Raw genomic sequence first — 12,633 nt, forward strand, 5'->3', positions numbered from 1 at the left:
ACCCGCGGCGTCGCCGCACAGCGCTAGGGACGCAGTTCCAGTGAGATGTGCGGGGACAGCGCGCGGAGGAACTCGGGGGCGTCGAAGATCTCGCCGGCGGAGGCGACGCCGTCGGTCCTGGTCCGCCCGCTGAGGATGCGGCCGACCGCCTCCACCGCGAGCGGCGCGGTGACGGCGTAGATGTCCTGGCCGCTCGCCATGGCGCGCCGTTCGGCCCCGCCGGAGCGCACGACGACGTCGACGAGGAAGGTCTGCGCGGACCGCCCGTGCTGGTCGACGGGGGCGGGCGCCGGCGTGTCCGGGGCCGACAGGTCCCTGGCCGCCTCGACCGTCATGTAGGTGCGCACGTCGGGGATGGACAGGTGGCTGGGAATGGTGACGACGTCGGCCATCGTGAACTCCCCGATGACGGCACGAGGCCCCATCGGGCCGGGGAAGGGCCACTCCAGGGTCGGCAGGTCGTCGTGGTGATACTCCAGCCGGCCGTTCCTGTAACGGACGCGCCGGCCGGCGCGCCGCTGCCCGGAGACCGTGCCCGATGCGCGTGTCCCGGCGGTGGGGTGCCAACTGCTCAGCCCGTACGCGACGTGCGCCTCGTCGGCCGTGCTCCAGTCGCCCATCGCGGCGGTCGCCAGCAGGTCGCCGAGGCCGCCGTAGAAGGCCATCGCGGGGACGACCACCGCTCCCGCGGCGCGGGCGCGGTCCGTGAAGTGCCGGAAGGTGTCGGCGTTGGCCTCGATCTCGGCCGCCACGTCCACGTAGGGGATCCCCGCGCGCAGTGCCGCCTCGATCACAGGCGCGGCCGTCGTGGCGAAGGGACCGGCACAGTTGATCACCGCCGCCGCGCCGGCCAGTGCGCGGTCGAGCGAGGCGGGGTCGTCGACCGACGCCTGGCGGGCCTCCAGCCCGGATTCGGACGCCAGCTTCGTCAGCTTGCCGGCGTCGCGCCCGGACGGAACCGGAACGAACCCGCGCTCGAGCAGATCCGCCACCACGAACCGCCCGGTGTGCCCGTACGCGCCGAACACCGCCACCGTGAGCCCCGATCCCATGGGTTCTCCTTCTATTTCATGATCTGCCGCGATCTGTTGTGAACATCCTGGCGATCACGGGCATCCCACCGTGAGTGTCTGGAACGCCATCACTCGTACAATTTCGGACGTGATCACTGTCGCGCTGGCCGTCACCGACGGAATGCTGCACTTCGAGCTGTCCCTGGCGTACGAGGTCTTCGGGACCGACCCCGGCTTGGCCGATCCCTGGTATGACCTCGTCGTCTGCGGGCCGGGCGCCGTGCGGGCCGGGCGGTTCCTGCTGGAGCCCGACCACGGCCTCGACCGGCTCCGGCAGGCGCACACCGTGATCGTCCCGGGGTGGGCGGACGTCGACGTCGATCCGCCCGCCGATCTGGTCGACGCGGTGCGCACGGCCCACGAGTCGGGCGCACGCGTGGCCTCCCTCTGCACGGGCGCGTTCGTGCTGGCCGCCGCCGGCCTGCTGGACGGGAAGCGGGCGACCACCCACTGGGCGCACACCCGAGACCTGGCCGCCCGCCACCCTCACGTGCAGGTGGACCCGGACGTCCTGTTCGTGGACGGCGGCAGCGTGCTCACCTCCGCCGGCAAGGCCGCGGCCATGGACCTGTGCCTGCACCTCGTCCGCCTCGACCACGGTTCGTCGGTCGCCAACGCGGTCGCCCGCCGCCTGGTCGTGCCCCCGCACCGGGACGGCGGCCAGTCGCAGTTCGTCACCACGCCGGTGCCGGCCCCGGGCAACCACCCACTCGCCGATCTGTTCCCCTGGGTGATCGAACGGCTGGACCGGCCGCTGACCGTGGAGGACCTGGCCCGCCGGGCGCGGATGAGCTCGCGCAACCTCAACCGCCACTTCAGGTCGGTGACCGGCACCACCCCGCTGCAATGGCTGCTGACCCAGCGGATCCGCCACGCCCAGGAGTTGCTGGAGACCACGGACGACGGCATCGACACCATCGCCGAGGCCACCGGCATGGGCACCGCCACGACGCTGCGCCGGCACTTCAACCGCACGGTGGGCGTGCCTCCGGACGCCTACCGCCGTACCTTCCGCTCGCGGGTCCGCCCCTGATGTCCCGGCAACAGGGACCTCCCCGAGGCCTCTGGAACATAGTTCGGTAGGGTGGGGCCTGGCCGGGTTCTGGGAATTCCTCAACCGAAGGACGCGGCCGTAAAAACCTGGAGGTTTGCACCTAAGCTACCGACGGGTAACATACCGCCTGGGGGGACCAGGGTCATCTCGACACCCGGGCCACCTGCACAGGCGCGCCCGCGAGCACCTGGCAGTCTTGCATCACGTGCGCGTACCCCGCGCCACGTACCGAGAACCGCGGCGTCAGCCGTACGGAAAGGGGAGGTCGGCCACCGGCCATGAACATCGTCGTCTGCGTGAAGCAGGTCCCCGACACGGCGACCGAGCGCAAGCTGAGGTCCGATGACAAGACGCTCGACCGCGACGCCGCCGACGGCGTCGTGAACGAGCTCGACGAGTACGCGGTCGAGGAGGCGCTGCGGCTCAAGGAGGCCCATGGGGGCGAGGTCACCGTCCTCAGCATGGGTCCAGCCAAGGCGACCGAGACCATCCGCAAGGCCCTGGCGATGGGCGCCGACAAGGCGGTGCACCTGCACGACGACGCGCTGCACGGCTCGGACGCCCTGGGCACCTCCTACGCCATCTCCCAGGCCCTGAAGAAGATCGGCTACGACCTGGTCATCCTGGGTTCCGAGTCGACCGACGCCCGCACCGGCATGCTCGCCGCGATGCTGGCCGAGCGGCTCGGCGCCCCGCAGCTCACGCTCGCCAGCAAGGTCGAGGTCGATGGCACCTCGATCCGGGTCGAGCGGATCACCGACTACGGCTACGACAAGGTCGAGGCGTCGCTGCCCGCCGTCGTGTCCGTGGTCGAGAAGATCAACGAGCCGCGCTACCCGTCGTTCAAGGGCATCATGGCCGCCAAGAAGAAGCCCGTCGAGACGCTCGGCGTCGCCGACGCGGAGATCGCGGCCGACCAGGTGGGCCTGGCGAACTCCTGGAGCGAGGTCGTCGAGTTCGCCGCCGCCCCGCCGCGTGCCGCGGGCACCGTGATCAAGGACGAGGGCGACGGCGGGGCCAAGGCCGCCGAGTTCCTCGCGTCGAAGAAGTTCATCTGAGGGGCCCCGTGATGAGTGAGATTCTGGTTCTCGTCGAGCACGTCGACGGTGACGTCAAGAAGGTCACCCTCGAACTGCTGACCCTGGCCCGGTCGCTGGGCACACCGGCCGCCGTATGGGCCGGCCCCGGCTACTCCGACGCCGCGAAGGCCAGGCTCGCCGAGTACGGCGCCGAGAAGATCTACGTGGCGGCGGCCGACGAGATCGGCGACTACGTGGCGGCGCCCAAGGCCGAGGTGCTGGCGCACCTGGTGACCGAGCGCTCCCCGGCCGCGGTCTTCCTCGCCGCGACCGGCGAGGGCAAGGAGATCGCCGGCCGCCTCGCGATCAAGACGGACTCCGGTGTGATCTCGGACGCGGTGGGCGTCGGCGAGGGCTTCGTCGCCGAGCAGTCCATCTTCGGCGGCGGCGTCAACGTCCACAGCCGCGTGACCAAGGGCACGCCGATCATCACGGTCCGCCCGAACAGCACCGCCCCCGTCGCCGCCGCCGCGGCCGGCGCCGAGGAGAAGGTGGAGGTCGCGCTGTCGGACGCCGCCCGCGCGGCCAGGATCGTCGAGCGGGTCGTCCAGGAGAAGGGTGCCCGTCCCGAGCTCACCGAGGCCGCGATCGTGGTCTCCGGCGGCCGGGGCGTGGGCTCGGGCGAGAACTTCGCGATCATCGAGAAGCTCGCCGACGCGCTCGGCGCGGCCGTGGGCGCCTCGCGTGCCGCGACCGACGCCGGCTGGTACCCGCACCAGTTCCAGGTCGGGCAGACGGGCAAGACCGTGTCTCCGCAGCTCTACATCGCGGCCGGCATCTCCGGGGCCATCCAGCACCGGGCCGGCATGCAGACCTCCAAGACCATCGTCGTGATCAACAAGGACGCCGAGGCGCCCCTGTTCGAGATCGCCGACTTCGGTGTCGTGGGCGACCTGTTCCAGGTCGTGCCGCAGCTCACCGAGGAGGTCGACAAGCGCAAGTGACGCGTCCGGCCCGTGCCGTGTGTCCACACGGCACGGGCCCGGAAGTCCCCGACCTGAGCGCCGCCCACGCGTCAGGCGGCCGCGCGGAGGCGGGTCTTCTCGTCCCCCGGCCGGACCGGCAGCGGGATGATCTCCGTACGGGACGCGGGCAGCAGTCGTGCGGCCACGGCGATGACGACGCCGAGGACGACCGCCACACCCATCGCGGCCCGCAGCGACGCCGCGCTGGACAGGAAGCCGATCACCACGGGACCGAGCAGCAGGCCCGCGTAGCCCATGGCGCTCGCCTGCGCGATCGCCGGGCCGGGCTCGGGCGTCGCGGTCCCCGCCAGCGACAGCGCCATCGGTGAGATCGTCGCCACCGACAGCCCGATGAAGAACAGCCCGGCCACGGCCGCCATGGTCACCGGCGCGGCGATGACCACGAGGAACGTGAGCGCGGTGGCGGCGCCGGAGAACGCGACCAGCCCGCGGGCGCCGTAGCGGCCGCGCAGCCGGTCACCGGCCAGCCGGGCGAGCAGCATGCCCGCCTCGAACACCGGGTAGCCGAGCGCGGCGACCGCCTCGGAGGCGTGCAGCGTGCCGATGAGGTACAGGCCGTTCCAGTCGGCGACGACGCCCTCCACCATGAACGCGGCGAAGGTGATCGCACCGAGCAGGTAGACGACCCCGGGCAGCCTGCGCCGGGAGCGGGCGGACGACGCGGCGCCGGCCGTCCGCTGCGCGGCATCGGGCAGGTGCATGCGGCTGAGAGCCAGCGCGGCCGGCACCGACACCAGGGCGACGACCAGGATGTGGGCGGTGAGGGACAGCCCCAGGGCGATGGCCGCCGTGCCGAGCAGGCCCGCCGAGATCGCGCCGACGCACCATCCCGCGTGCATGCCGCTCATGATCGGGCGGCCGTACGCGCGCTCGACGGCCGAGCCCTGGGCGTTCATGCCGACGTCGACCGCGCCGAAGGCCATGCCGAACAACGCGGCGGCCACGGCCAGCACGGGGAAGGACGGCGCGAACGCGACGAGGACCAGTGACGCCGCGCACAGAGGGGCGGCCGCGCGCAGGACGCCGCGGCTGCCGAACCTGGCCAGGACGACGCGCATGACCTGCATGGTGAGCAGCGCGCCGAGCCCCCAGCTGAGCAGGGTGAGCCCGACCGACGACTCCGGCAGGCGGAGCCGGTCGGCCAGCGCCGGGAGGCGCACGGTGAAGGTTCCACACATCAGGCCGGCCAGGACGAAGGTGAGGACTGCCCCGTGACGGGCCTTCCTCAAAGCGCGGGTCATCACAGCTTCCTTTCCAGGTGTGTCAAGTGGGTTTCCGAGCCCGGATTTACGGGCAGACACCAGCAGGTCGCCCTTTCACGGCAATGCCGGAAGGAAGGGCGACCACCAAGTGGGAGTTCGGGGGCTTACAAGAGACGCGCTACAGCAGGGCGAGCAGCCTGGCGCGGATCGCGGCGTAGTCGATGATCGCCGCACAGTGGGTGGCGACCTCCCAGACGCCCTCACAGGCCAGCCGTACGACCTGGGACGCCAGGGGATCGGGCTCGTCGTCCAGGCCGTCCCGCATCCAGCGGGCCATCGCCCCGCGCAGCGGCGCGAGCAGTTCGGGATCGCCGGCCGCGCCCGTGACCACGGCCCATCGTCGCAGCCGGCCGGTCTCCACGGCCTCGAACGTCGCGGCGAGGTACGCCCGGGTGTAGGTGCTCTCCGACTGCGCCTCGATCAGCGCGTCGAAGTCGGCGATCAGGCGCTCGATCATGCCTTTGACGAGCGCTTCCTTGCTGGCGAAGTGGTAGAGGAGGCCGCCCTTGCTGACGCCGGCGCGCTCGGCCACCGCCGCCAGGGTCAGGGCCTGGGCGCCCTGGTCCTGGAGCAGGCCCTCGGCCGCGTCCAGCAGTTCGTCCCTCCTCATGCCGTCCACTGTACCGTCTGGACGGTTTAGTTGCGACACGTTATCGGTGTCCTCCATCTACCCGGATACGCTTGGTGGGCTGAATACGTGTCAGGGAGGGGTCGTGGGAGCTGCGTATCTGGACCATGCCTCGACCACGCCGATGCTGCCCGAGGCGATCCAGGCGATGACGGCCCAGCTCGGACAGGTCGGCAATCCCTCGTCCCTGCACGCGGCCGGGCGCCGCGCCCGGCGGGTCGTCGAGGAATCGCGCGAGACCATCGCCTGCGCGCTCGGCGCCCGCCCGAGCGAGGTCGTGTTCACGGCCGGTGGCACCGAGGCCGACAACCTCGCCATCAAGGGCCTCTACTGGGCGAGGAAGCGGCCCAGGATCCTGATCAGCTCGGTCGAGCACCACGCCGCCCTCGACCCCGCCCACTGGCTCGGCGACAACCACGGCGCCCGCGTCGAGCTGCTGGAGGTGGACGAGCAGGGCCGGGTGCATCCGGAGACGCTGCGCGAGGCCATCGCCCGCGACCCGGACGACGTGGCCCTCGTGAGCGTCATGTGGGCCAACAACGAGGTGGGCACCGTGCAGCCGGTGCGCGTGCTGGCCGCCATCGCGCACGAGTACGGCATCCCCTTCCACACCGACGCCGTGCAGGCGGTCGGTCAGCTTCCGGTCTCGTTCGCCGAGTCCGGCGTCGACGCCATGACCGTCTCCGGCCACAAGGTCGGCGGCCCCGTGGGTGTGGGGGCGCTGCTGCTGGCCCGCGGCGTCGATCCGGTTCCGGTCCTGCACGGAGGCGGGCAGGAACGTGACATCCGCTCCGGCACTCTCGACGCGCCGGCCATCGCCGGATTCGCGGCGGCGGTCGAGACGGCCGTCGCGCGGCAGCCCGCCATGGCCGAGCGGCTGTCGGCGCTCCGTGACGACCTGATCGAGCGCGTACGGCGGGCCGTGCCCGACGTGGTGCTGAACGGCGACCCGGTGAACCGGCTGCCGGGCAACGCCCACTTCTCGTTCCCCGGCTGTGAGGGGGACGCCCTGCTCATGCTCCTCGACGCCAAGGGCGTGGAGTGCTCCACCGGCTCGGCCTGCTCCGCCGGGGTGGCCCAGCCGTCCCACGTGCTGCTGGCGATGGGCCAGGACGGCGTGCGGGCCCGTGGCTCATTGCGCTTCTCTCTCGGTCACACGTCCGTGGAGGAGGACGTCGACCGCGTCGCGGACGTCATCGGGCACGTCGTCGAGCGCGCCCGGCGCGCCGGTTTGTCGTAACTTGCCCTGTTTGTCCCCAGATGGCTCGGGCACGGGCCCGAGTATGACCCAGCAAACGCACAAGACGAGGGTGGCGGGCGTCGACGCCGACCTCGACATGCTGTTCAACCGGGTCGGCGAACTGCGCGAGCTGGCCTCGGACCCGGAGCGGCCGCCTGACGGCGGGCGCGTCTACGACTTCCGCGTCCGCTGGGGCATCGCGATCGCGGGCAGGCTGGAGCGGCTGGCCCACTACCACGCCAGGGGCCGGCTCGCGCCGGACGAGCGCGTGCGGTACGAGGCGCTGCGGGCGCGGTTGCGGGAGGCACTGCCGCTGATGGACCGACTGCCCGTCCCGCGCCCGCGTGTCCCCCTCGTCCGATAGGGCTGGGGTGCCGGACACGCCCTAACGGTCCAGGAATTCCCGGGCCCGGAGCCTGATGCCGGTATACCTCGCCGGGCACGAGGGGTTGGCGCAGGTGAGCCCGATCATGTACGCGTCGGTGGGCTCGCTGTGGAAGACGAACCCGAGGAACAGGGCGTCGCCGATCACGAGGTCGACGCCTCCGCAGGCCCGGCATACGGTGTGCTCGGAGCGCAGACGGGCGCGCACCCGCTCCCGCTGGCTGCCGCCGAGCGGCATGACCTCGGGCCGCGCCATCAGATGCCCACCTCCATGTCGAAGTGGACGTTGTCCTCGCGCCAGCCGCCCATCCCGTCGCCGACCAGCCGGTAGTCGGACAGGAACTCGATGTCGTGGATCCACTTGGCCATCTTGAAACCGAGCTGGTTCTCCAGGCGCAGCCGCAGCGGGGCGCCGTGCTCGATCGGCAGCGGCTCGCCGTTCATCTCGTAGGCCAGCAGGGTCTGCGGGTGATGGGCCAGCTCCAGATCGATGATTTCGTAGAAGTGTCCCTCGCCGGGGGCGCTCGGCTCGTCCCTCCCGTTGTCCTGCATGGTCAGGAAGCAGATGTAGCGGGCTTCCGGCAGCGGCCTGACCAGGTCGAGCAGGTCGCGCAGCGGCAGGCCGGTCCACTCGCCGACGCTCGACCAGCCCTGGATGCAGTGGTGCAGCACGCACTGGGACTGCCGGGTGTTCAGGGCCCGCAGGTCCTCCAGCGTGAGGACCACCGGGTTTTCGACCAGGCCGCCGACAGTGAGCCGCCACGGCGCGAAGTCGTGCACCGCCATGATCTTGTACGTGTCGCTGTCCGGCGGTTTGCCGTTCACCCGGTGCTGGGCGGCCACCGCCGCCTTCGGATAGTGCTGGTGAGAGGTGGCGGGGCGGAGCAGCGCCCTGCGGAGCGCCATGACCACCGCGCCGAGGACGCGCTGGACCATGCGCGGACGCCGCAGGGACCACACGGTCACCGCGATGTTCACGCCGATGATCGCGGCGATGATGACGAGCGAGACCCACAGACCTCCCACCGGCGCGTCCCCGTGCCCGAAGATCATGAGGGAGTTCTCGCGGCCCCAGCCCCAGACGGCGAGCATCAGCAGGTGGACGGCGGTGAAGGCGAGGAAGGCGAGCAGGACGAAGAAGTGCAGGCTGCGCACCCGCTGGCGGCCGCCCCACAGCCGCAGGAACCAGGGGAAGCGGGCGTCGACCGCGGGTGACTGCGCGAGCCCGCTCAGGATCGCGACCGGCGCGAGCACGAAGATCACCAGCGCGTACGCCAGCTTCTGCAGCGCGTCGAACGGCTCGCCGGGCAGGTGCGGGGGAAGCCGGAAGCTCAGGTAGGTGAGGAGGTCGTGCCACGCCTGGGGGAGGATGCCCCAGGACGTCGGGATGTAGCGGCGCCACTGGCCGGTGGCGAACAGCAGCGCGACGTAGGTCACGCCGGCGAGGACCCAGCCGATCGCGACGAAGAAGTGCCAGTGCCGGCCCATGCCGAGATTCCTGTGCCCCGGCAGGGAGATGATCGGGGAGTAGGACTCCTCCTCGTCCAGCGTGTCGTACAGCTTGTCCTTCGGCATGGTCTTGCGGGTGAACCTCGCCCACTCGGAGCCGGGCCTGCTGTCGTCGCGCCCGTACAGCTTGGGGTGGGTGGCCAGGATCTCGATTCCGCTGCGCACCATCAGCGTGATGAACAGCGCGTTGATCCAGTGCTCGACCCGGAGCCATGCGGGAAAGCCGTAGACGTCCACCGTCGCCTCACTCAGTCGTACCAGTCGCGTCGCCGGGGATAGGCCACGTTGACCCCGGTGAGGACGCTGCCGTGCAGGGCGAGGAACAGCGCCGCGACGCCCATGGTCACCGTGCCGAGGGGGCAGTCCCACCGCCCCGCGAGCAGCGGCATGCCGGGCAGGCCGGCGGTGCGGCTGGCGAGGTACACCGCGAGCGCCACCACCGAGACCAGCGAGCCGAGCCGCCATCCGGCCCTGGCCGGGCCGGGCAGCGACATCAGCGCGATCGCCACCAGCGATCCGGTGACGATCAGCGCCCGGTACACGTTCAGATAGGCCGGGTCGGCCGTGCCGCCGTCGATCAGGTAAGCGTGGGCGGCGGCCAGACCGGCCATCAGCGTGACTCCGGCGGCGGTCGTCGTCCTCGGCAGGTCGAAGGCGAAATACTCCAGGAGCGTGGCCAGCCTGCCGAGCCCCGAGTACCGCATCACGACCGTCGTGAGCGGCCCTCGCCCGATCTCGTGACCTCCCGCCGTCACCGCCGCGCCCGTCCGGCCGTAAGGCGCAACAGCGCCCGCTGCAGGCGAAGGACCGCGCGGACGCGCCGCGACGAGCGCAGCGTGTCCAGACGCGCCTGGAGCCGGTCGCCCAGGTCGACGAGCCGTTCTTCGTCCATGAAGCGCTCGACCTCGGGGAACATCTCCTGCTCCTCGTCCAGGTGGGCGTGCGACTCCAGCGCGTCGTGCATCACGCTCAGCTCCCGGTCGAACCGCTCGGTCCGCGGGTCGGCTCGCACCAGGGCCGCGAGCTGGTCGCTGAGCTGGCGGTGCTCGGACCAGGCCGCCGCGATGCCCGGGGTGACATCGCGCGTCGCGGGATAGAAGATCTTCTCCTCGATGCGCTCGTGCATCCACAGCTCGTCGAACAGCTCGTCGGCGAGCGTGCGCCGCCGTCCGGGCTGGGAGCGCGGCGTCTCCTGCGTGCGTCGCATGAGCCCCCGCAGCACCTCGTGGTGCTCCACGAGCACCCGCGTCGCCGTCTTGCGCTCCCGGAGGGCCGGCGCCTGCCGCACCTCGGTGAGCACCTCCGACCTCCTCCTCATGGCTGCACCTCCTGCTGGTGGACCAGCGTGCTGCCCGGGGGAGCGGTAGCCACCGCCGGCGCCCGGCGCACCTCGATCCACCCGTCGCGTACGCGGGTCTGCAGGCAGGGCGCGGGTGCGACGGCCGGGCCGTTCAGGCTCTCCCCGCTGTGCAGCTCGAACTGGGAACCGTGCCAAGGGCAGGTGAGGGAGCCGTCCCTGAGCCACCCCTGGGAGAGCGGAGCGCCCAGATGCGGGCAGGCGTTCTCCAGAGCGTGGATGCGGCCGTCCGCGCGAACCAGGACGACCTCCACGTCGCCCGCCCGCACCCGGCGCGGGCTCTTCTCGGTCAGGTCGCGCTCGGCCAGCACGGGGGTGAAACGGCGTGGTTCGAGCTGTCTGTCCGCCTGATCGACCCCGATCTGGTGGCGGTAGGTGAGCGCGCCGCCCAGGAAGCCGCTGACCGCGATCACGGGGTAGCCGAGCAGGGCGGCGAGCCGCCCCCGCAGGTGGTGTCCCCGGCCCCGCTGCCACCACGACCAGCCGTACATGCCGATGGCGAGCGCGTTGAGTGTGCCGTGGACCAGCCCGACGCGCCGGGCGTTGTCATGCGTGTACTGCCAGTCGTGCAGGCCGGTCACCGCCGCGGCCAGCGCTCCGGCGAGGCCGATTCCCACGGCTGCGCGAGCCGCCCGCTTCTGCCCGGTGAGGTCCAGGACCAGCGCCATCGTCCAGGAGCCGATCGGGACGTCGGTCAGCAGCGGATGGAGGGGATGACCCAGCCAGACCCCGTGCAGGAAGCCGCGGGCGGGGCCCCTGGTGATCCCGAGGAGGTTCTCCGTGAATGCGAAACCCTGTTCGAGCCGATGCCCCGGCCGATCGAGGCGGCCGTCGCCTTCGATCGCGTTCAGCAACCGGTCCAGTGTGCGCTGAGCCATGTCCGACCCCAATCCCGTCGCCGGATCGGCCCCGCAGACTGCGGGAACGGGCGGAACGCGGGCGCTCGCCCGCGCGGTGCCTTTATCGCGACGTGCCCGTGCTCAAATGGGGAAAAACGCGCCTAATGTCCGGATTCAGGTCAGGAAGGGGGCCACCGCGCTCCAGGAGGGGTCCTCGGCCACGTCGACGCGGGCGGGCCCCTCCTTCCACTCGGCGGCGATCTCCTCGACCACGGGCGGGACGGCCGCCGCGGGATCGGCGTACACGTGCAGCACCCTGCTGCGGTCGGCGCTCATGTGGGCCGTCAGCACGGCCGAGCCGGCCTCGGCCAGCCGGCCGGTCAGCCGCTCCTCGAAGTCGCGCAGCGCGTCCAGGGACGCCCCCGACGGCAGCCCGTCGCCGTCGGCCTCGCGGTACGGCAGCGTGACGGCGATGTGCTGGTCGAACAGCGGGAAGTCCACGGGCCTGAGGGGGTAGCGGGCGGCGGCGGTCAGCCGGCCGCCGGTCGCCGTGTGGCCTTCGAGCAGCGCCCACTGCTCCTCCTTGAAGCCCTCCGCGACGTCGGCGACGACGGCGGGCAGGTGGACCGCGGGGAGGGCGTCGATCGGCTCGAACTCCGCGGCCACGATCTCGCCCAGCCATCGGGCCACCTCGTCCTCGCCCAGCAGCCAGTCGAGCGCGAGGAAGGTCGCCTCCGTCCGCGTGTCGTCGTCCACGTCGGGGAAGATCGGGTGGAAGGCGGTGACGTCCACGCGGGGCGTGCCGGGCGGCACGCGCAGCGCCACCACCAGCCGGTCGAGCCCGAACTCCCGCCCGCCGACGTCGACCGTCAGGTCCGCGGCCTGCGGGTTCGCCTGCCGCGACGGGTAGAACTCCCACATGGCGTCCGCAGGCGGCGCGGCCAGGGCCCACCGGTGGGCGAGCGGCCGCAGCTCCGGGTCGTTCGACGCGCTGACCACCAGGGCGTGCACGGCCATGCGGCCGGGAGCGATCTCCCAGACGAGGGACGGATGGAGTGCGGTGACGGCGGGGCCGATCATCTCGGCCAGGGCCCCGGGGTCCTCCGCCTCGACGTACGCGTCGATCTGGGGACGGGCCTGGTCCCACCAGGTCCAGAACGCCGCGATGGCCTCGGCGGGGTCGGTGGACTCGCTCTTGCGCCCGAACAGTCGCATGACCCCG

General features: G+C 71.8%; 14 protein-coding genes. 5 read left to right on the forward strand and 9 right to left on the reverse strand.

The window, feature by feature from the left end:
• Positions 1-23 precede the first annotated feature (23 nt).
• The gene (locus HHX41_RS14430) at positions 24-1,052 is read right to left on the reverse strand and encodes a trans-acting enoyl reductase family protein (RefSeq protein ID WP_182906389.1); all 1,029 of its coding nucleotides are present in this window, start codon (positions 1,050-1,052) and stop codon (positions 24-26) included.
• A 109-nt stretch (positions 1,053-1,161) separates the two neighbouring features.
• Here HHX41_RS14430 and HHX41_RS14435 point away from each other — a divergent pair, with 109 nt between their 5' ends.
• The 3 genes from HHX41_RS14435 to HHX41_RS14445 all read left to right on the forward strand — a co-directional run bounded on the left by HHX41_RS14435 (position 1,162) and on the right by HHX41_RS14445 (position 4,150).
• Positions 1,162-2,106 carry a helix-turn-helix domain-containing protein gene (locus HHX41_RS14435; RefSeq protein WP_182906390.1) on the forward strand — a complete coding sequence of 315 codons (945 nt, stop codon included), beginning with the start codon at positions 1,162-1,164 and terminating at the stop codon, positions 2,104-2,106.
• 299 nt (positions 2,107-2,405) lie between these two features.
• Positions 2,406-3,185 (forward strand): electron transfer flavoprotein subunit beta/FixA family protein, encoded by a 780-nt coding sequence (locus tag HHX41_RS14440; protein WP_169984251.1) that lies wholly within the window; start codon positions 2,406-2,408, stop codon positions 3,183-3,185.
• 11 nt (positions 3,186-3,196) lie between these two features.
• Positions 3,197-4,150, forward strand: coding sequence for an electron transfer flavoprotein subunit alpha/FixB family protein (locus HHX41_RS14445; protein WP_169984250.1), 954 nt, complete (start codon positions 3,197-3,199; stop codon positions 4,148-4,150).
• A gap of 71 nt (positions 4,151-4,221) precedes the next feature.
• On the opposite strand, the gene HHX41_RS14450 is transcribed toward HHX41_RS14445, so the two are convergent.
• Positions 4,222-5,433: an MFS transporter gene (locus HHX41_RS14450; protein ID WP_182906391.1), complete on the reverse strand. Its 1,212-nt coding sequence runs from the start codon at positions 5,431-5,433 to the stop codon at positions 4,222-4,224.
• 139 nt (positions 5,434-5,572) lie between these two features.
• The gene (locus HHX41_RS14455) at positions 5,573-6,064 is read right to left on the reverse strand and encodes a TetR/AcrR family transcriptional regulator (protein WP_169984248.1); all 492 of its coding nucleotides are present in this window, start codon (positions 6,062-6,064) and stop codon (positions 5,573-5,575) included.
• Between the two features lie 103 nt (positions 6,065-6,167).
• Between HHX41_RS14455 and HHX41_RS14460 the strand changes: the two genes are divergently transcribed.
• Both HHX41_RS14460 and HHX41_RS14465 read left to right on the forward strand, forming a co-directional pair.
• Positions 6,168-7,322 carry a cysteine desulfurase family protein gene (locus tag HHX41_RS14460; RefSeq protein WP_310741989.1) on the forward strand — a complete coding sequence of 385 codons (1,155 nt, stop codon included), beginning with the start codon at positions 6,168-6,170 and terminating at the stop codon, positions 7,320-7,322.
• A 43-nt stretch (positions 7,323-7,365) separates the two neighbouring features.
• The gene (locus tag HHX41_RS14465; protein WP_169984246.1) at positions 7,366-7,686 is read left to right on the forward strand and encodes a hypothetical protein; all 321 of its coding nucleotides are present in this window, start codon (positions 7,366-7,368) and stop codon (positions 7,684-7,686) included.
• A gap of 21 nt (positions 7,687-7,707) precedes the next feature.
• Here HHX41_RS14465 and HHX41_RS14470 read toward each other — a convergent pair whose 3' ends face one another.
• From HHX41_RS14470 to HHX41_RS14495, 6 genes are all read right to left on the reverse strand, one after another.
• Positions 7,708-7,962 (reverse strand): hypothetical protein, encoded by a 255-nt coding sequence (locus tag HHX41_RS14470; RefSeq protein WP_182906393.1) that lies wholly within the window; start codon positions 7,960-7,962, stop codon positions 7,708-7,710.
• Positions 7,962-9,452 carry a molybdopterin-dependent oxidoreductase gene (locus HHX41_RS14475; protein WP_182906394.1) on the reverse strand — a complete coding sequence of 497 codons (1,491 nt, stop codon included), beginning with the start codon at positions 9,450-9,452 and terminating at the stop codon, positions 7,962-7,964. The genes HHX41_RS14470 and HHX41_RS14475 overlap by 1 nt, the downstream gene beginning before the upstream one ends.
• Positions 9,453-9,463: 11 nt before the next feature.
• The gene (locus HHX41_RS41740; RefSeq protein WP_182906395.1) at positions 9,464-9,970 is read right to left on the reverse strand and encodes an oxidoreductase; all 507 of its coding nucleotides are present in this window, start codon (positions 9,968-9,970) and stop codon (positions 9,464-9,466) included.
• A complete protein-coding gene (locus HHX41_RS14485; RefSeq protein WP_182906396.1) occupies positions 9,967-10,533 on the reverse strand; it encodes a hemerythrin domain-containing protein in 567 nt (188 codons plus the stop codon). The genes HHX41_RS41740 and HHX41_RS14485 overlap by 4 nt, the downstream gene beginning before the upstream one ends.
• A complete protein-coding gene (locus HHX41_RS14490; RefSeq protein ID WP_169984241.1) occupies positions 10,530-11,450 on the reverse strand; it encodes a Rieske 2Fe-2S domain-containing protein in 921 nt (306 codons plus the stop codon). The genes HHX41_RS14485 and HHX41_RS14490 overlap by 4 nt, the downstream gene beginning before the upstream one ends.
• A 135-nt stretch (positions 11,451-11,585) precedes the next feature.
• Entirely contained in the window at positions 11,586-12,626 is a 1,041-nt protein-coding gene (locus HHX41_RS14495; RefSeq protein WP_182906397.1) for a DUF695 domain-containing protein, read from the reverse strand.
• Positions 12,627-12,633 lie beyond the last annotated feature (7 nt).

It is taken from the genome of Microbispora sp. H13382 (assembly GCF_014161445.1).
GTDB lineage: Bacteria > Actinomycetota > Actinomycetes > Streptosporangiales > Streptosporangiaceae > Microbispora.